17 protein-coding genes are annotated in these 18,144 nt (G+C 65.8%); 8 read left to right on the plus strand and 9 right to left on the minus strand.

Annotation, left to right across the window (positions count from 1 at the left end; translation table 11 throughout):
- The first annotated feature begins 225 nt into the window (after positions 1 to 225).
- Positions 226 to 534 (plus strand): hypothetical protein, encoded by a 309-nt coding sequence (locus GY937_23510; GenBank protein ID MCP5059683.1) that lies wholly within the window; start codon positions 226 to 228, stop codon positions 532 to 534.
- Here GY937_23510 and GY937_23515 read toward each other — a convergent pair.
- Both GY937_23515 and GY937_23520 read right to left on the minus strand, forming a co-directional pair.
- Entirely contained in the window at positions 521 to 2,074 is a 1,554-nt protein-coding gene (locus tag GY937_23515; GenBank protein ID MCP5059684.1) for a phosphotransferase, read from the minus strand. The genes GY937_23510 and GY937_23515 overlap by 14 nt on opposite strands.
- On the minus strand, positions 2,071 to 3,231 hold the full coding sequence (locus GY937_23520; GenBank protein ID MCP5059685.1) for a glycosyltransferase family 4 protein: 1,161 nt from the start codon (positions 3,229 to 3,231) through the stop codon (positions 2,071 to 2,073). The genes GY937_23515 and GY937_23520 overlap by 4 nt, the downstream gene beginning before the upstream one ends.
- An 83-nt stretch (positions 3,232 to 3,314) precedes the next feature.
- Here GY937_23520 and GY937_23525 point away from each other — a divergent pair, with 83 nt between their 5' ends.
- The 6 genes from GY937_23525 (at position 3,315) to GY937_23550 (ending at position 9,857) form a co-directional block, all read left to right on the plus strand.
- Positions 3,315 to 3,980, plus strand: coding sequence for a TetR/AcrR family transcriptional regulator (locus tag GY937_23525; protein ID MCP5059686.1), 666 nt, complete (start codon positions 3,315 to 3,317; stop codon positions 3,978 to 3,980).
- 94 nt (positions 3,981 to 4,074) lie between these two features.
- Complete coding sequence (locus GY937_23530) at positions 4,075 to 4,809, plus strand: ATP-binding cassette domain-containing protein (protein MCP5059687.1); 735 nt, start codon at positions 4,075 to 4,077, stop codon at positions 4,807 to 4,809.
- On the plus strand, positions 4,806 to 5,654 hold the full coding sequence (locus GY937_23535) for an ABC transporter permease subunit (GenBank protein MCP5059688.1): 849 nt from the start codon (positions 4,806 to 4,808) through the stop codon (positions 5,652 to 5,654). Before GY937_23530 ends, GY937_23535 begins: the two co-directional genes overlap by 4 nt.
- Positions 5,651 to 7,255, plus strand: coding sequence for a GldG family protein (locus GY937_23540; GenBank protein MCP5059689.1), 1,605 nt, complete (start codon positions 5,651 to 5,653; stop codon positions 7,253 to 7,255). The genes GY937_23535 and GY937_23540 overlap by 4 nt, the downstream gene beginning before the upstream one ends.
- Positions 7,256 to 7,265: 10 nt before the next feature.
- Positions 7,266 to 8,699 carry a DUF4340 domain-containing protein gene (locus GY937_23545; GenBank protein MCP5059690.1) on the plus strand — a complete coding sequence of 478 codons (1,434 nt, stop codon included), beginning with the start codon at positions 7,266 to 7,268 and terminating at the stop codon, positions 8,697 to 8,699.
- A 3-nt stretch (positions 8,700 to 8,702) separates the two neighbouring features.
- Positions 8,703 to 9,857 carry a hypothetical protein gene (locus tag GY937_23550; GenBank protein ID MCP5059691.1) on the plus strand — a complete coding sequence of 385 codons (1,155 nt, stop codon included), beginning with the start codon at positions 8,703 to 8,705 and terminating at the stop codon, positions 9,855 to 9,857.
- A 20-nt stretch (positions 9,858 to 9,877) separates the two neighbouring features.
- Here the strand turns inward: GY937_23550 and GY937_23555 are convergent, their stop codons facing one another.
- The 5 genes from GY937_23555 to GY937_23575 are packed head-to-tail and all read right to left on the minus strand — an operon-like array spanning position 9,878 to position 14,547.
- The gene (locus GY937_23555; protein ID MCP5059692.1) at positions 9,878 to 10,486 is read right to left on the minus strand and encodes a hypothetical protein; all 609 of its coding nucleotides are present in this window, start codon (positions 10,484 to 10,486) and stop codon (positions 9,878 to 9,880) included.
- Entirely contained in the window at positions 10,483 to 11,256 is a 774-nt protein-coding gene (locus GY937_23560; GenBank protein ID MCP5059693.1) for an inositol monophosphatase, read from the minus strand. The genes GY937_23555 and GY937_23560 overlap by 4 nt, the downstream gene beginning before the upstream one ends.
- 14 nt (positions 11,257 to 11,270) lie before the next feature.
- Positions 11,271 to 12,080, minus strand: coding sequence for a TatD family hydrolase (locus GY937_23565; protein ID MCP5059694.1), 810 nt, complete (start codon positions 12,078 to 12,080; stop codon positions 11,271 to 11,273).
- The gene (metG, locus tag GY937_23570) at positions 12,077 to 13,633 is read right to left on the minus strand and encodes a methionine--tRNA ligase (protein MCP5059695.1); all 1,557 of its coding nucleotides are present in this window, start codon (positions 13,631 to 13,633) and stop codon (positions 12,077 to 12,079) included. Before metG ends, GY937_23565 begins: the two co-directional genes overlap by 4 nt.
- Complete coding sequence (locus tag GY937_23575; GenBank protein MCP5059696.1) at positions 13,630 to 14,547, minus strand: hypothetical protein; 918 nt, start codon at positions 14,545 to 14,547, stop codon at positions 13,630 to 13,632. Before GY937_23575 ends, metG begins: the two co-directional genes overlap by 4 nt.
- Positions 14,548 to 14,763: 216 nt before the next feature.
- Here GY937_23575 and GY937_23580 point away from each other — a divergent pair, with 216 nt between their 5' ends.
- Positions 14,764 to 15,210 (plus strand): polymer-forming cytoskeletal protein, encoded by a 447-nt coding sequence (locus GY937_23580; protein ID MCP5059697.1) that lies wholly within the window; start codon positions 14,764 to 14,766, stop codon positions 15,208 to 15,210.
- A 115-nt stretch (positions 15,211 to 15,325) separates the two neighbouring features.
- Here GY937_23580 and GY937_23585 read toward each other — a convergent pair whose 3' ends face one another.
- Together GY937_23585 and GY937_23590 are read right to left on the minus strand one after the other, a co-directional pair.
- The gene (locus tag GY937_23585) at positions 15,326 to 17,035 is read right to left on the minus strand and encodes an amidohydrolase family protein (GenBank protein ID MCP5059698.1); all 1,710 of its coding nucleotides are present in this window, start codon (positions 17,033 to 17,035) and stop codon (positions 15,326 to 15,328) included.
- Positions 17,036 to 17,111: 76 nt separating this feature from the next.
- A complete protein-coding gene (locus GY937_23590; protein ID MCP5059699.1) occupies positions 17,112 to 17,492 on the minus strand; it encodes a pyridoxamine 5'-phosphate oxidase family protein in 381 nt (126 codons plus the stop codon).
- Positions 17,493 to 18,144 lie beyond the last annotated feature (652 nt).

The following is an 18,144-nucleotide window of genomic DNA, read 5'->3' on the forward strand; positions in this document are numbered from 1 at the left end:
ACCATTGCTGAAGCGTCGCCCGCTGGCTCTTGCTGAGGTGAATCTCGGCTGCGACCCGCATCGTGCCCCTCTGGCCGTTCGCCGCGAGGGTAACGTGGATAGTCCAATAGTGCCCTTTATTTATGAATCATATCACTAGGTGATTCCCCGCCTTCCTGAGCCCGGCGCTCTTCGCTACACACTTCGCGCGCGCGGTGGCTCCGCGCTTCATCGGGAGAACCGACCATGCGTCTGGAATACAGTTTTTCTCTATCCGACGTGAGCGTGCCTCGGCTCTCCGTCGAAGCGGTCGAGGGCATTGGAAAGCTCTTCACGCTTGCGACCCTGGTGCTGAACATCCTCGATGTGCGCGAGCAGGTCGAGCTGGTCTTTCACGGCTTGAACCCGGATGACCCGGCGCGCAAGCTCGAGGCCTTCAAGGAGATCGTCCAGGGTGCGGCGACCGGGCCGAGCCTGGCCTACGCCGAGGGCCGCGGTGGCGCCGTGCCGGGCTCCTCGTCCTACTACAAGTGGGTGATCGTCACGAAGGGGTAGTCCGGGCTTCGCTGCAGCCGTCCCCCTTCCAGCGATGACGGCGTGCCAGGCTCGCACGAACGACCTCGCCCAGAGCCCGCTTCCTGCCGGTCGCGAAGGGCTCGAAGGTGGCATAGCGGATGAATGCCTGGCGTCGGCCTTCGGCGGACCAGGCATCCGGCAGGGAGGCATTCAATTCTGCGAGCGCCGCGAGTCGGCGCGCCTCCGGAATCCGTCGGCGAAAGCACAATCCCTCGAGGTCGATCAACGCCGGCATGGCATCCGCTGCGTCGGGCCGCGCAAACAGGTGCGTCGCTTTGAGATCGCCATGATCGACGCCGCGTAGGTGCAGCTGGCCGAGCCAGGCTCCGAGCGCCCGGAGCGACGCGGGCCGGGCGGCTTCCGGGAGATCCAGCAGATCGACCGCGGGAGCGAGATCCTCGACGATCAGCCATGAGCGGCGCGTCAGGCCGAAACGCCGAGCGTCGATCGTCGCCAGGGGAAGGGCGGCTGCGAGGCCCCGTTCACGAAGGCCGTGGCCCGCGCGCCAGCCCCGCCAAGCCGGGCTGCCGCGGAAGACGTCGGCCAGGATGCGTAGAGGCCCCCGCGGCAAGACTTCCTTGACGAATACCGCCCGGCCTCCGACGAGGGCTCGTGTGATGCGCGACCGGCCATCGTTCTTGAGCACTTCGCACCCCGGCGGCCCCTTGGCTTCGAGGGCCTCTCGGTGGGCGGCGAGCGAATCGCGCACTGCCTGTTCGGGAAATTCGTGCCAGCGGAGACCGACGCCCTCGTCGACGCCAATCGCGTCACAGCGTCGGCCAGGCCGCAGCAGGCGTCGCGTGCGGCTCTTGCCGTGGCGCCAGGCCTTGTCGCGAGCGGCTTCGCCGATGGCGCGCAATGCGTCGGGCGTCACGGAGCCCGGCGTGAGGGCGGAGCGACGAAGGCGCACGCGGTCGGCGATGGAAGCGCGTCCCCAAAACGAATAGTCGAGCTCACCCAGATCCCGGCTTCGAGCCAACTCGCTCGTTGCGCTTCGGGCGTGTTGGAGATCCACGAGCACAGGGCCCGCGGGCGTGAACAACACGTTGCCGGCATGCAGATCCCCATGCACGTAGCCCGCGTCGTGGATGGCCCGGACTGCACGGCCCAACGCATCGAGTTGCCGCCGACGCTCTGCGGGCAACCGGGAAAGCCCCTCGGTTCCTGTGCCGCCTTCCAGGAAGGGGAGCACCAGCAGCCGGTCGCCATCGGTCATCGTTCCCCAGGCCAGGGGCTCGGGGACGGGCGCTCCGGCCGCATGCAGCGAGCAGAGGAAGCGGCGTTCGCGGTCGGCCGGGCTGCGGCCCAGAAGAGCCTTCCAGCGTTCGCGACCGGCGTGACGGCTGCCGGTCCGGAATTGCTTGATCAGGAGAGCGGGTCCCTGCTCCTGCGAAAGCCGCACCAGGCATCGGCGCGGGTTGTCCCGGAGGATCTCGGCATCCGGGTCGCCGGCGAGCCAAGCCTCGACCCGCTGCTGGACGCTCGTCTCGCCGCCCTGCCAGCGGATGCCCGCGTTCACGATTTCACCTTGGCGTAGAGGGCATGCAGGTCACGTACGTGGTCGGCCCAGCTGCGCGTTTCGGCCTTCGCCCGGGCTGCACCTCCCAATGCAACCCGTGTTTCGGCGTCGGCGAGGCGGGCGAGTGCCTCGCTGAATCCCTCGACGTCTTCCGGGTTGGTCACGACGAGGCCCGCTTCGCCTAGCCAGGCCGCCGCGCCGTTGGCACCACTCGTCACGACCGGGAGGCCGCTGGCGGCCGCTTCCAGGCACACATTGGCGAAGGCGTCGTAGCGCGTCGGCAGGATGAACGCGTCGGCGGCCGCGTAGAGTTCGGCCGGGTCCCGCTCGCGGCCGAGTAGACGCACCCGATCCGCAACTCCGAGTTCGGCCGCCAGCGCTCGTGCCGGTTCTTGCTCGCGCCCGGCGATCCACAGGACGCTGGTCTGTTCGGGAAGGCCGGCGAGCGCCCGGATCGCGGTATCGATGCCCTTGCGTCGGTGGCCGTGGCCGACCAGCAGCCACACGAGCCGATCGGCAGAGTCGAGTTCCTGCCGCAGTGCGTCGCGTTCTGTCGGGTCGGTGTGGGGCCGGAAGCGCTCCAGGTCGACCCCGTTGGGAATCACCACGATCCGCTCGGGATCCACCGGGTAACGATCCAGGATCTCGCTTCGCACCATGTCGGAGTTGCATTGGACCCACTGGCTCGTATCGCGGAAGACGGCGCCCTCGATGCGGAGGATCGTCGCGTGGCGAGGGGTGAAGCGGCGCCAGCTTGCCCCGACCGCGCCGTAGGCACGTTCCATGTAGGCGGCGTGGCAGCCCCCGCCGGTTCGATACACGTCCTGGTGCCGGGTGCGGGAGAAAGCATGCACGGCGTCGTATTCGCCCCTGGGCGCGGAAGTGGCGGCCGCCCGCGAAAAGGACAGGACCCGCCAGGGTTGCCAGCTGGCCGAGACGCGCACGAGCCGTGGGGTCGGGCCGGCAGGCGCGGCCCCACGACGGCAGACGACGTGTACGTCGTCACCTTCGGCATGCAGGGCGTGGGCCGTGGCCCACGCGGCCCCTTCGACCCCACCTCCCGGCTCGAATCGTTCGATCACCAGCGCGATCCGCATCGATGAGTGCCGGCTCCCGTGAGCGAGGGGCGGTTCAAGGGCGTCGTCGACGCGGTTCATGGGCGCCCTCGACCGCCAACGCAAGGGTAGTATATTGCCGCGCTCGGCTCCGGCCGAAGCGATCCCCTTCTTCGATGCGGAACATGGCGCGCCCCCTACCTGCAGCTCAAGAGCCCAAATCCGACGATTCCGCCCCGAAACCCAAGGGCGAGAAGCGGGATCGTATTCTCGAGGCCGCCATCGTCGTATTTGCCCGCAAGGGCTTCCACAAGGCGCGGATCTCGGATATCTCGGCCGAGGCGGAGATCGCCTACGGCCTCGTCTACCACTACTTCAAGAACAAGGACGAGATCCTCGCCACCATCTTCGAGGAGCGCTGGGGCGGCTTGCTGGAGGCCTTGCACGCCATCGGCCGGGGGCCGGGAACGGTCCGCAACCAGCTGGTGTCCATCGCCACGCTCATCTTGAACGCGTTCCGACTTCGGCCTGATTGGGTGAAGGTGCTCGTGCTCGAAATCCAACGCTCCAGTCGCTTTGCCGAGCCGGCCCAACAGAAAGCCGTCGGGAGCCTTTTCTCCGCCTTTCAGGCGATTCTTTCTGCTGCCCAGGAGCGCGGCGAGCTGCGCAAGGATCTCGACGTGCGAGTGGCCGCGTCACTCTTTCTCGGTGCGGTGGATCTCGTCATCACCAGCCTGGTGATCGGCGTGGCCGAGGCGCCGGAAGACGACGCCGCGGAGCGTGCCTACTACCTGGACACGGCCCACCAGATCGTGGATATCTTCCTGCGTGGCAGCGCGGGCCCGGAGTGATACGGACTCGGAGTGATTCCGGCTCGGAGTAGCGCGGTTCCAGAGCAACAGGTTTGAGCGAGGCTGCCGAAGGCGCGGCCACGGAGGGAACGGATTGATCGAAGCAGATGGCATCACCAAACGCTACGGAGATTTCGTCGCCGTCGACGGGGTCTCCTTCAAGGCCGAGGCCGGTGAGGTCGTCGGCTTCCTCGGGCCGAACGGCGCTGGCAAGACGACCACGATGCGCATCCTCACGGGTTTCCTTCCCGCGACGGACGGCACCGCGCGGATCGCTGGCCACGATATCTTCGGCGATCCCCTCGCGGCGCGTCGTGCCGTTGGCTACCTGCCTGAATCGCCGCCGCTGTATCCCGAAATGGACGTCACGGGCTACCTCACCTACGTCGCGAAGATCAAGGACGTGCCGCGGGCGGGGCGCAAGGCGGCCGTGGAGAGTGCAACCGAGCGTTGCGGCCTGGCCGACGTACACCGGCGGGTGATTGGCTCCCTCTCGAAGGGCTACCGGCAGCGCGTCGGCATCGCCCAGGCGATCGTTCACGACCCGAAGGTGCTGATCCTGGACGAGCCCACCGTCGGGCTCGACCCGATCCAGATCCGCGAGATCCGGCACCTGATCGCCGAGCTGGCCGATCCCGAGAAGGCGGCTCATACGATCGTGCTCTCGACCCATATCCTGGCCGAGGTCGAGGCGATCTGTCGGCGCGTGATCATGATCCACGACGGCAAGAAAGTGCTCGACAAGACCATGGCCGAGCTGACCGAAAGCGGCGAGAGCCTGGAGGACATGTTCGCGCGCGTCATCCTCCGCGAAGAGGAGGCGGCATGAGACATGTCGGCGCCATCGCCGGACGGGAGCTTCGTTCGCTCTTCGTTTCGCCCGTGGCCTACGCAGTCCTCACCCTGTTCGCCGTACTGGCGGGTTTCTTCTTCCTGCTCTCGGTGCAGGGCTTCAGTGAAGCGATCAACTACTACCAGCAGGTCGGCCAATTCGAGGCGTTGCGCGGGATCAACCTGAACAACCAGCTGATCGGTCCGTTCATCCAGGTCATGTGGATCGTCTTCCTGTTCCTGATTCCGGGCATCACGATGGGCTTGTTCGCAATGGAGAAGGCGAACGGCACCGAGGAACTCCTGATGACGAGCCCCCTCAGCATGTGGGAACTCGTGATCGGCAAGTTCCTTGCCGCGGCGGCCTTCGTCACGTTGTTGATCCTGATGATGGGCTTCTTCCCCTCGCTGCTCTTCCTGGATGGCGATACGCCCCTGTTGGGGCTGTTCTTCGGCGGCTTCGATCTGGCGGATCCGGATCCGGAGGGCCTCCAGACGCTGGCGGGGCTGCTTGGCCTCTGGCTCCTCGGGCTCACCTATGCGGCCGTCGGAACCTTCGCTTCGTCGGTGACCCGCAACCAGCTCGTGGCCTTCTTTCTCGCGTTGGCCCTGCTGCTGATCTTGTGGCTGCTGTCGGTCGTTGCGGATCTCGGAATCGCCGAAGGCGCGGGAGGGACCACCTCCAGCCTGGCGGGTGTGCTCACCTGGCTGTCCACTTCGGATCATTTCGACAAGCTCGCTCGGGGGCTGATCGATACCCGTGACCTGGCCTACTTCGGTTTCATGATCGGCACGTTCCTGATATTGACCAAGACGGCCGTCGAATCCGTGAGGTGGCGATGATGAAGGCCTGGTCGAGCTTGTTGATGGCCCTCGGTGGGGTCGCATTCCTGTTCGCCGTGCTCTCCTTCCTGATGCAGCTGCTCTCGGGGCCCGTGCTGCTCTGGAACGAGCTGGTCTGGAGCATCGGCAACCTGGTGATCGGCCTCGGGCTGATGGGTACAGCGCTCTTTTCCAACCTGGAGGCCTTTCGGGAGCGAATGCAGACGGGGGAAGCCCGGCGCGCGGGGAAGTACGGCACCAGTGCTGTCCTGACGGCGACATTCGGGATCGTTCTTCTTGGTCTGTTGGCGTTCATGTCCACGCGCTACCACACGCGCTGGGATTGGACGACTGCCGAAGCCCACTCTTTGTCCAGTCAGACCCATGGCCTGCTCGAGGGCCTGGAGGGTGACCTCGTCGTCGTCGGGGTCTACTCGCCGATGGCGGCGGTGCCCGCCAAGGAACTCCTGGAGCGCTACAGCTTCATCTCCGAGAAGGTCAAGGTCGAATGGCTGGATCCGGAGCGTCAGCCCGGCCGGTTGCGGGAGCTCGAGATCGAGCCCGAGCGGCTGCGTGAAGGCCTCCTGCACGTGACGATCGGCGAGGAATCCGTCGAGGTTCGCGAGTTGACGGAAGAGGCGCTCACCAATGCCATCGTCAAGCTCACCCGGCGCGAACAGAAAAAGGTGTACTTCGTCATCGGGCATAACGAGCGGCCGACGGTGGGCGACGGCGCGGAGGAGGCCACGGGTTTTGCGTTCGCCGCCGAAGCACTGACGAACGAGAACTACCAGGTCGAGACGATCTTGCTGGCCACCACGGGTGAGGTTCCTGCCGATGCCGATGTCGTGGTCGTCGCGGGGCCGACCCGCCCCCTGCTCGACCCCGAGCACGCGGCCCTGCGTGCCTATGCCGAGCGGGGCGGCGCGCTGCTCATGATGCTCGACCCCCGTGCGAACACGGATGTCGCGCCGATGCTGGCCGAATGGGGCGTGAAGGTTGGCGAGGACGTCGTGGTCGATCTGGTGGGGGGCATGGTGGGGACACCGACGACGCCCTTCGCAAAGGACTACGGGCCTCATCCCATCACCGATGAGCTGCGTGGCTATACGGTCTACGAGTTCGCACGCAGCTTGACGATCGCCGCGGAGGCGGCCGGTGCCTTCCAGTCCCTGGTGCGGACCGGCGAGGATTCCTGGGGCGAGGTCGATCTTGCCCGCCTCGAGAAGGCGGGGGAGGTGGGTTTCGATCCGGAGGACATGCGGGGCCCGATCACGATGGCCGTCGCTGGCACCGTGAGCCTTACCGCAGCCGACGCGTCGGAAGAGGGCGCTCCGGCAGAGCCGGCACGGATCGTCGTGGTCGGCGACGCGGACTTCGCCTCGAATCAACTGATTGGTGCCTATGTGAACCGCGACTTCTTCCTCAACACCGTGAACTGGCTGCTCGGCGATGTGGAATCGATCTCGATTCGCCCGAAGACCGGCGTCGCCAGCCGGCTCCAGCTCACGACCGAGGATTTCCTCGGCCTCCGCTACGCCTCGCTCTTCGTCCTTCCCGAAACCGTCGCGGTGCTCGGTGTCATCGCCTGGTGGCGGCGACGGCGGGCCCCCGGAAGATGAGAGCGCGCGCGTGAATCCGAAAACCACACTTCTCATGGCGATCGTGGTGGCTGTGTTGGGCGCCTTCGTCTGGTTCTGGGAGGTCGAAGGCGCGGACGAGCGCGCTGCCGCCGAGCAGACCGAGAAGGAGATCTTCGCTGATTTGGCCGCCGAAGAGGTGACATCGCTTCGGTTGCGGACGACGGACGATCAGGTCGTGCGCCTGGAGCGGACCGCCGAGGGCTGGGCGCTCCGAGAGCCCATCGATTTTCCCGGCGACAGCACGACCGTCGATGCTCTGGCAGACGCGGTGGCCGATCTCGTGACGGACAAGGTCTTCGAGGATCCGGAGCCGCTCGAGAACTACGGGCTGGCGGGCGAGCCGGATGTGCACGCGACAGCGGGCGAGCGCGAAGTGGCGTTGATCCTGGGCGATTCGGTCCCGACCGGCGGCAGCAACTATGTGGCCGCAGAGGGCGATCCTCGCGTCTTCACGGTGCCGACCCATCGAATTTCTGCCATGCGCAAGAGCCTCTCGGAACTGCGCGATTCACGCGTGCTCGATTTCGATCGGGATGCCGTCCGGGATGTCGAGGTCACCTGGATGGGGGGTGGCGTCGCATTGGCGAAGGATGGAGAGGCCTGGCGTCTGCGCAAACCGCTCGATGCCGAGGCCGATGAGAGCGCGGTCTCTGGCCTGCTTTCGGGTCTTCGGTTCCTGCGTGCAGAAGGCTACGTGGACGAGCCCGATGAAGCTGGAGCCGCTGCCTTCGATTCCCCGGCCTATCATGTGATCCTACGCGGTGAAGCAGATGCGGTGCTGGCCGATCTGCAGATCGCCAGCTCCGGGGATGGATCGAATCGCCTCGCAAGAGGGCGCGACGGCTACGTCTACGAAATCGCGGAGAGCGGGCTGGACAATCTTCCGCGCACGGTCGTGGCCTATCGTTTCCGGGAGCTCTCCCAGTTCGAGGTGAACGACGCTGCGCGTTTCGAACTCAGCTTCCGACATGGCGGCGAAGAGTTGACCATCCGGGCCCGGCAGACTGAACAGGGCGCCTGGGAGGCCGAACCCGAGGCCATGGCGCCGGGCAAAGCCAGCCGGTTGCTGTCGGAGCTATCGGGTCTCCAGGCGGCAGACATCGCTGCCGAGAGCATGGGTGAAGCCGAGTTGGCCGGGATGGGCCTCTCTCCCCCGAGCGCCACCTTGCGTGTCTTTCCTGAAGGGGAGGGCAGTGAGCCCCTGGCCGAGTTGCGCCTGGGTCGCATCGAGGCCGGCCGGGGCATCGCCGCCCAGCGCCCCGAGGATCCGATCGTCTACTGGCTCGATGCTTCTCTGGCGGAACATCTGCCCGTAAGCCTCGAAGCCTGGCAGAATCGATTCAAGGCCGAGGAGGCGACGGCTCCGGAGGCTTCGGATGAAGAACCCTCCGAGGCTGTCGAAGAAGGGGCCCTGGAGGAATAGCGGGTGTCGAGGTTGCGCAGCTTGCTCTCCTGGGCCGGGATCGTCGGACTCCTGGCGGTTGCAAGCGGGGCCGAACCCTCGGGAGCGCCGGAACCTCCCGCGGAGGCCATTGTCGGTGTGCTTCCCTTCGTTCCCGGCTACCCGACCCGGGTCATGATCGATCTGGCTCCCGACGGGCAAGAGCCCTTCGTGATGATGCTCGATACCGGAGCCACAGTGTCGGTGATGACGCCGTCCATGGCGCGTGCCCTCGGTGTTCGCGTTCGTCGCGTCAAATCCTCTCCGTACCGCAGGACCACCCGGCTTGGTCGGGACCTCCAGTTCCATGTCGATACGAGAACCAGCGATACGGGCTCGAAGACAGGCTTCGAATACGGCCTCCTCGGCAGCGATTTCCTGGACGACTACGTCGTCGAACTCGACTATCCCGGGGAGCGCGTACGTTTCCTCGATCCCAGAAAGTACAGCGTGCCGGAGGCAACTGACGCACCCGACGAACGCGTCACGAGTTTCGAACGAGCCGGAACCCGCATTCTCACCGAGATCGAGATCGGTGGGAAGATCGCGAGAGTCCTGCTCGAAACCGGGGCGCCGGATTCCGCCATCCTGTCGGGCAACGTCGCGCGAAAGCTCGGCATCGAACCGTCTACGCTGCAGGATTTCGGCGAAGTCGGCACCGTGATGGGGCCCATGAAGGTCCTGTTGATGGAAACCGACACGTTTCGCTGGGCGGGCTTTCCGTTCCCTTCGATGCCGCTGCTGGTCGCACCCAATGGCTGGTACAACATGGCTCCGAACGATTCGGCGATCGGCTACGACGTGCTGCGCCAGTTCGTCATCCGCATCGATTACAAGCGGAAGCGCCTCTGGCTGAAGCGCAGCGGCGATACCCACGTGACCTTCGGCGGGGCTGACTGGGCCCTGGTGAAGGAGCTCGGGGCGCTGTTCACGCCAGTCGGACCCGGGGTGTTCTGGGTCTGGCACGTCGAGCCCGAAGGCTGGGCGGCGAGCCACGGGCTCCGCGAAGGTGACGCCATCATAGATCCAAAGGCAAAGACGATCCTCGAGATCCGGGAGCGCCTCGAATCCGGGAAGACGATCCAGGTGGATCGAGCAGCCGAGGACGGCGAACGCGTCGTGATCGACGTAGGTGGCTAGGAACGTCCCCGCTCTTTCGCTCAATTGCTGGGGGCGGGGTTGAAGAGGCGGTCGCGGGCGGTTTCGATCTGGGTCCTGAGCTTCTCGAAGTTCTGGCTGGAGACGTGGCCGATCACGTGTCCGTCGGCGCCTCCGCGGATCTGGTAGCGGAGGGTGTCTTGATGCATCCAGAGGCCGAGGCCGAAGCCCTCGAGCATGAGGATGCGTGCTTCGGTCTCGAGGCCGCGGCCTCCTTCGGCGGCAAGCATTTCGAGATTCGTCATGCCGCGCAGCAAGGCGTCGACTTCGTGGAGATCGAGGTAGGCGACCCGTTCTTTCGGCTCCAGGCCCTCGATGTCCAGGTCGAAGCGCAGGCCGAGAAGGCGCTGGCTCTCGAGGCCTGGCTCGAAGGCGCCGATTCCCGAGACGGCGAGGCTGCCGCCGCCTTTGATGGCGATCGGCGGGAGGGAGCGTTGTCGGGTGACCAGTACGCGGTCGATCTGCTCCAGGAAGCCGCGCAGCTCGCTGATCGTGGGGACGGGTTCCGGAGCTTCCGGGGCGGGGTGATCCGGAGGAGCGGGCTGTGCTCCAGCGGATGCGGCCAGGACGGCGAGGAGCGGAAGTGCAGCGAGGGTAGAGGCCCGATTCATGCGTTCCTCCTCAAGACATCGAGCATGGCTTCGTGCAATGCTCCGTTGCTGGCGACGACAGCGCGTCCGCTCCAATGGCTTTCGCCGCCTTCGGCGTCGCTGGTCCGTCCGCCCGCTTCATCGACGATCAAGCAGCCCGCGGCGACATCCCAGGGCTGCAGCTTGAACTCCCAGAAGCCGTCGAAGCGTCCCGCTGCGACATAACAAAGATCGAGGGCCGCGCTTCCGTCGCGCCGGAGGGCGCGGGCCGCCTTCAGGAAGGCGGCGAATTGCGCGAGGTTGTCTTCTTCGCTCTTGCGCCGATCGTAGGCGAAGCCCGTGGCCAACAGGCCCTGGGATAGTTCTGTCTCGGGGGAGACCTGGAGCTTTTCGCCGTTCAGGCGGGCGCCCTCGCCGCGTACGGCTTCGTAGAGTTCGTCGAGCAGCGGGTCATAGACGACGCCGAGCCAGGGCTCGCCACCCCGAAAGACGCCAATCGACACGCAAAAACGCGGGTAGGCATGGGCGTAGTTGGTGGTTCCGTCGAGCGGATCGATGATCCAGCGCAGCTCGGCGCCCGGCCGATCGACCCCGCTGCCTTCTTCGGCGAGGATGGCATCCTCGGGACGTTGGGACGTGATGGCGTCGACGATCAGGGCTTCGCAAGCCTTGTCCACGTCGGTGACCAGGTCGACGGCGGCGCTCTTGGTCTCGATCTGAAGCGTGGTGGAATAGCGCTGTTTCTGGATCGCGCCGGCCTCCCGGGCGAGCCGCCGGGCGAACTCGAGGATGGGCGCGGCCTCGGTCACGAGTCGCCTCCGGGAAGGCGGAAGAGGCTGCGTGCATTCTCGGCCGTGCGCAGGGCGATCTCTTCCAGGGGCCTCTGTTGTGCCTCAGCCAATGCGGCACCCACCACGGCGACGTGGCGCGGCTCATTGCGCCGGCCTCGATGTCCTTCTGGTGCGAGCAGGGGAGCATCGGTTTCGACCATCAAGCGTTCGAGAGGGAGTTCGGCGGCAACGGACCGCAGGCCCCGATCCTGCTTGAAGGTGAGGATGCCCGAGAAGGAGATCCACAGGTTCTGATCCATCGCGCGTCGGGCGAAGGGAAGATCGTGGGTGTAACAATGGAGCACTCCCTCGACCTCGCCGTGCCCGCAGGCCTGCCAGATGTCGAGGAGCTCCTCATAGGCATCCGAGGTCTTGTCCCGGACGTGGATGCTGACGGGCAGGTCGAGCTCCCGGGCCAGGCTGACCTGCTCGGCGAAGACCTCGCGTTGGATCTCCCGGGGCGAATTTTCGTAGAAGTAGTCGAGGCCGCATTCTCCGACGGCCATCACGCGGGGTGCGCTCAGCCATTCGCGGAGCTTCGTTCGGCCCTCATCATCGAGCTGATCCGCATCGTGCGGATGCACCCCGACCGTGGCGAAGATCCGCGGGTCGCGATCCGCCAGCTCGACCGCGCGGGCGTTGTGGTCGACACCGTAGCCCGCGCCGATGGCCATCATCGTCGCCACGCCGTCGTGCTCGGCGCGCGCCATGACGTCGTCCCGGTCTTCCGCGAATTCGTCCGCGGTCACATGGCAATGGGAATCCAGCCAGATCGCCGCGCTCACTCCGTCTCCTGCGTCAGTTCCACCCGCGGAAAGAGCGGATCGCCCTTGGTCGTAGGCGTGCCCGGCGCCAGGGCTCCCCAGGCGGTCGCGTCGGCGGGAAGCTGCGCGGTGGCCAACAGGTCGGCCTGGCCCAGGCGGCTCAGGATTTCGGCGGCGGCTTCGGGAATGATCGGTGCCAGGAGCAATCCGATCGAGCGCAAGGCCTGGCAGCAGGTGTAGAGGGTCGTTCGGACTTCCGCCTCACGGCCTTCTTCCTTGGCGGCTTTCCATGGCGCGCGTCGGTCGATGTACTTGTTGGTCGCATCGATCAAGCGGGTCACGGCTTCCACCGCCCGGTGAAGCTCCATCGCACGCATGCGCTGGTCCATCTCAGCGGCGGCCTTGGCTGCCGCGTTTTGCACCTCCTGCTCCAGTTCGTCCGTCGGCCCAGGCGCAGGCACCACGCCGTCGGAGAAGCGGGCCGTCATGTTCAGGGTGCGGCTCAAGAGGTTGCCGAGGTTGTTGGCCAGATCTGCATTGATGCGCGTGACCAATGCTTCCTCGCTGAAGGTCGAATCCAGACCGAAGGACATGTCCCGCAGCAGGAAGTAGCGGAACGCATCGAACCCGTAGCGTTCGCGCATGGCCATCGGCGAGACCATGTTCCCCAGGCTCTTGCTGATCTTGCGGTCGTCCAGATTCCAATAGCCGTGAACGTTCAGGTGGCGATAGAGCGGGATGTCCGCGGCCATCAGCATGCAGGGCCAGAAGACACCATGGGGCTTGAGAATGTCTTTGGCGACCAGGTGCTCCACGCCCGACCAGCGCTCCTCCCAATCCGGCGCGTCGGGGTAGCCGAGCCCCGCCAGGTAGTTGATCAGGGCATCGAACCAGACATAACAAACGTAGTTTTCGTCGAAGGGAAGCTCGATCCCCCAATCGAGGCGGCTCTTCGGGCGGGAGATGCACAGATCTTCGAGGCCGCTGCCTTCGCGGAGCATGGCGATGACTTCATTGCGGTAGCGCGCGGGGCGGATCCAATCCGGCTCCCGTTCCAGTTGCTCGCCCAGGGCATCGAAGTAGCGGCTCATGCGGAAGAAGTAGTTGGATTCCGTTCGCTCTTCCGGCGCCCGCTCGTGATCCCTGCACAGGCCGTCCTGCATGTCGCGTTCGGTGAGGAACCGCTCGCAACCGACGCAGTAGAGGCCCTGGTACTCGCGGAATTCGATGTCGCCCTTTTCGTGGATGATCCGCAGGATGTGCTGCACGGCATGCATGTGGTCGGGATCGGTGGTGCGGATGAACCGGTCGAAGGAGATGCCGAGGGTCTCCCAGGTCGAGCGGAAGACGGCGGAGATCTGGTTGGCGAAGGCTTTGGGCTCGCTGCCCTGGGCGCGCGCCGCCTCCGCAATCTTGTCGCCGTGCTCATCCGTCCCGGTGAGGAAGAAGGTTTCGTCGCCGGCCATGCGGTGATAGCGCGCAAGCGTGTCGGCCACGACGGTCGTGTAGGTATGGCCGATATGAGGCTCGGCATTCACGTAGTAGATGGGCGTGGTGATCGCGAAGCGGCTCATTGAAGGGCACCATCTCGGAGGGCCAACAATGCGCGTTCGGCCACCATCTGGGGGTTGGCGTTGCGCTGGGCCAGGCCCTTACGGCAACGCTGCACGGTTTCGAAGGCATGCAGGGGGCCTTCGAGATCCGTGCGGCCCGCCTCGGCGGCCTGGCAGATCTCCCGGTGCAGCCAGGCCGACGCCACGCTCAGCAGTTCGTTCGTTCCTGCGGCCGCAATCGCGCGCGGGCCGCGGAAACTCTCGGCCCAATCGAGGAGTTGGGGAATGCTCGCGGTCGTGATCCGGTTCAGGTAGTCGACGATCTCCGCGGCTTCTTCACCCTCGAGCGCATCTCCCGTCGTGGCGGGAAAGGCGACGCGCTGGCAGCGGGAACGCACGGTTGCGAGCAACCCAGCCGCGCTCTGGGTGACGAGCACCAGGCTGGTACGAGGCGGCGGCTCTTCGAGCAAGCGCAGGAGCGCATTCTGCGCCTCCTGGTTCAACCATTCGGCGTCGGCGATGACCGCGACCCGGTAGCTGCCCTCGGTTCCGCGCAGGCGCATCGCAGCCTGGACGGCACGCACCTGCCCGATCCGCACGCGGGTGTCCGAAGCTCCGCGCTCGATCCAGAGCAGATCCGGGTGATCACCGACGTGTCGCATCGGCGGGCCCTTCTTGCCGGCGCCATCGAGGGCGATCGGCTCACCGGGCTCGGAGCGACGGCACGCGCTGCAGCTCCCACAGGGCGCCTCGCTGGCGGCTCCCTCGCAGGCGAGGGCACGCGCGAAGGAGAGCGCCGTATTCCGGGGCGCATCACCGGGCCCCGATAGGAGATAGGCCGAGTGGACGCGGCCCGAGATCAGGCTCTCCCGTAGCCCGGGCGGCAAGGGAGCGGCGGCCACAGGGTGGCCTGTCGAGGGTTCGGCGTCGGCCATGGGGCGGCGAGTCTAGCGCTCGTCGCCGGAAGGTCAGTGGCTCACCAGCTCGCAGCGGGCCTGCAAAGCCGCCGTCCAAGGCCTTGTTTGGACAGGGTTTTTTCGACTGTTCCCTCGGCGCCTGCCGAGCGCTTCATGTGCTTCTCAAGTTTTCCCCCGAGGCGCCGATTTCCGCACTCAGAGGCCCACGGATCGGGCTTCGGAGGGAGAACACGCATGGCATTCGGACGCGGTCGAGGCGAGGGAGAAGAAGAGACATCCGGGGCACCCGCTCCGCAGGCCGAGCAGAGCAGCGCCCAGGCCGGCCTCACGGCTTTCATCGACCAGGGCTCGGCTTTCGAAGGAAAGCTCTCGTTCAAGGACACGGTTCGGATCGATGGAAGCTTCCGCGGGCAGATCAGCAGCGAGAACACGTTGGTGGTCGGCGAGACCGGTGAGATCGACGCCAACATCGAATCCCAGATCGTGATCGTGAGCGGGCAGGTCATCGGTGACGTGGTGGCGACCCGGAAGATCGTCTTGCACAAGACGGCGGCGGTCGAAGGCAACCTCGATTCGCCTTCGGTGGTGATCGAGGATGGCGCCAGCTTCAACGGTCAGCTGACGATGAAGTCGCAGGGCAAGAGCGGATCCCGGCCGGCTGCGGATTCTCCCGGCAGTTAGGCCCTCGTCATGACATGATCTGCGGGTAGAGCCGCCGCAGCTTCACCCGCGCGTCCTCGGCGGTGAACTGCCAGTCCACGCCCTTCGTCGTGTCGTGTTTCCCGTCCGCGCTAGCTCATGCTGAATACTTCGAGCCGCGCAGCGCTTGTCCCGCGAGCGCGCCCGTGTGCTCGCCGTCTTGCATGAAGAGCTCGCCGTTCACCAACGTGGCCGTGATACCGCGGCTCTTCTGGATGAAGCGACCGGCGCCTCCGGGCAGGTCATGAACGAACTCGGGCGGCAGTACCTGCAGCCGCTCGTAGTCGATGATGTTGAGATCTGCATACGCGCCTTCGCGCACGACGCCGCGGTCCTTCAGCCCGAAGAAGCGCGCGGGCTCGGAGCTCAGCTTCTCGATCGCACGCTCGAGCGGCATCAGCCCACGCTCGCGTACCCAGTAGCTGAGCAGGTAGCTCGGCAAGCTTGCGTCCATGATCTGACCGCAGTGCGCACCCGAGTCCGCCAGGCCGAGCAACATTCGCGGATGGCGGAGCATCTCGCCCACTACCTCGAAATCGTGGTTGCCAAACGGGAAGAGGAAGATCGCCTGTCCCTCGCTCTCCGCCGCGATCTGCAGGAAGGCCTCGACGCCCGAGACGCCCCGCTGAGCCGCCAGTGCCATCAAGCTGTCTTCCGGGCGGACGTCGTAGCGGGCCTCGCCCCCTTCTACGCGCTGCAGGTACATCACGTGCATCAGGCCGCCCTGCGACATCGGAGACGCCTCGGCTTCGGACACCAGCCGCGCTCTGGCCACGGGATCCTTCAGCAGCGCCAGGCGGCCCGCCAGATCGAGCTTTGCAAGCTCGCTCCAGCCCGGGCCGGCGGTGTTCCAGGGTGTGTTGTTCACGAGACCGAAGAGCATCCCGAGCGAACGCACCTGGGTCTGGCCGAAGACGTTCCCGCCGCGGCTCGCGCCGTCGTCGAGGATCTCCAGTGCTTCGCGCCAGCTGTTCTCCAGGCCGCGCGTGTGGACATACGCAAAGGTCACCGGAAGCCCGGCCTCGAGCCCGATGTCCAGCATCAGCTCGAGCTCTTCGCGATGCGTCTTCGCGTCGCGATGGTCGAGATAGGGGACCGATTGGAAGACGCCACCACCCCGCTCCGCCATCGCACTGGCGATCCCCATCAGCTCGTTCTTGTCCGCGAACGTGCCGGGTACCTCGACGCCTTCGGGAGTGCGATGCACGTGGGTGCGCGATGTCGAGAATCCGAGGGCGCCCTTGGAGATGGCCTCTCCAACGATCTCCCGCATCGCGGCAACGTCATCCGGCCCGGCCGTCTTCTGGCTGAGCGCACGCTCGCCCATCACCCAGAAGCGGACGGCAGAGTGGCCCACCATTCCCCCAGCATTGATGCCGAGGGGCTGCGAATCGAGGGCGTCGAGATACTCGCCAAATGTCTCCCAGCTCCACTTCATGCCGAGCTCGATGCTCTTGGCCGGGATGTCCTCGACGGATTCCATCAGGTGCGCAAGCGTGCCGCGGTCGGCCTTGTGGCATGGCGCAAAGCCAACGCCGCAGTTGCCCATCACCACCGATGTAATGCCATGCCAGCAGGCCGAGGTCGCCAGCGGGTCCCAGAAGATCTGTGCGTCGAGATGCGCGTGGATGTCCACGAAGCCGGGGGTCACGATCTGGCCGTTGGCGTCGATCTCTCGGGCGGCCTTCCCCTCCAGCTTGCCGACCGCGGTGATCCGCTCGCCGCGGACACCGACGTCGGCCCGGACCGGCGGCCCCCCGCTGCCGTCGAAGAGACGGCCATTGCGAATCAGAATGTCGAAGCCCACTGCAACCTGCTCCTTGATGTGTTCCCAGCTCGAATCGGTTGTGGGTGGATCTGTGTGGATGAGAGCGCTGCGCGGGCTATGCCCCGAGCCCGCGGACCTCTTCGACCTTGATCTTCACGGCATTCTGGATCGGGGGCAGCTTGAGTCCCTTCTCCTTGATGGCTGCTGCCAGCTGATCGTAGACCGGACCGTCCTGCGTCAGCTCGACCGAGCCCTTGAACTGGAACCCCTGGAACTTCTCGGGCCGACACACATAGATGGCCACGCGCGCGTTCTGCTGCAGGTTGGCCCTCGAGTGCGGGCTCATGATCTCTGCGAACGCCAGGTGGTCGTCGTCGAGCACCATGATCGAGCCCTTCGGGCTCACGTTGGGCTCACCATCGCTCGAAGCGGTGGCGACGTAGCAGAGGCCCACCTCTGCGATCAGGCTCTTGTGTGACTCTTCGATCTTTCCCATTGCGGATCTCCTCGGATTGCCGTGGCTGCGTGTGAGACAGCTCGCGAGCGGCCATTGGTTCAGCGCCCTCCGCGTCGGTCCTGCCGTGCGGGGGCTGCAAGACACTAGATCGATCCAGCCCCCTGCGCCGCGAGGACTGTGGCCGCGGGTCGCGCCGTGAAGGTGTTCGTGATTTCCCGAGTCTGGAGACTAATTGACCGAGCGGTCAATTAGTGGACGAAAATGAGGGGGTGTGCCGAAGAGTCGGCGCTCGCACTCCGGCTCTCGGGGTACCCGAGCCCAGTCGATCCAACCGAAGGCAGCGCGCGGTGAATTTCACACCGATCGAGCTGAAGCCCGTGGATAGGAACCCCTGTTGGAACTCCTATCCTCTTCCACGAACAACCTAGATTTCCACCCACGCCCCCCGCCGTGTGTGAAGCCTCTGAGAACGGAGAAGCCCCCATGTCGCTACTGCGTCTGCTCGCCCTCGCCCTGCTCTCCATCGCCACGCTCGGTGGTCGCTGCGCCCCCTGGGTCTGCCCCGATTCCGTAGACACTTTGGTTAGACCGTGAGACCCGGCTCCTCCGGATCTCTTCTTCGTTCAGTAATGAACGGGGGTTCGGGGGCGGAGCCCCCGAGTCTTCCGTTTCCGTTCTTGAGCTCGAATTC

The sequence above is a fragment of the bacterium genome, assembly GCA_024228115.1.
Classification (GTDB): domain Bacteria; phylum Myxococcota_A; class UBA9160; order UBA9160; family UBA6930.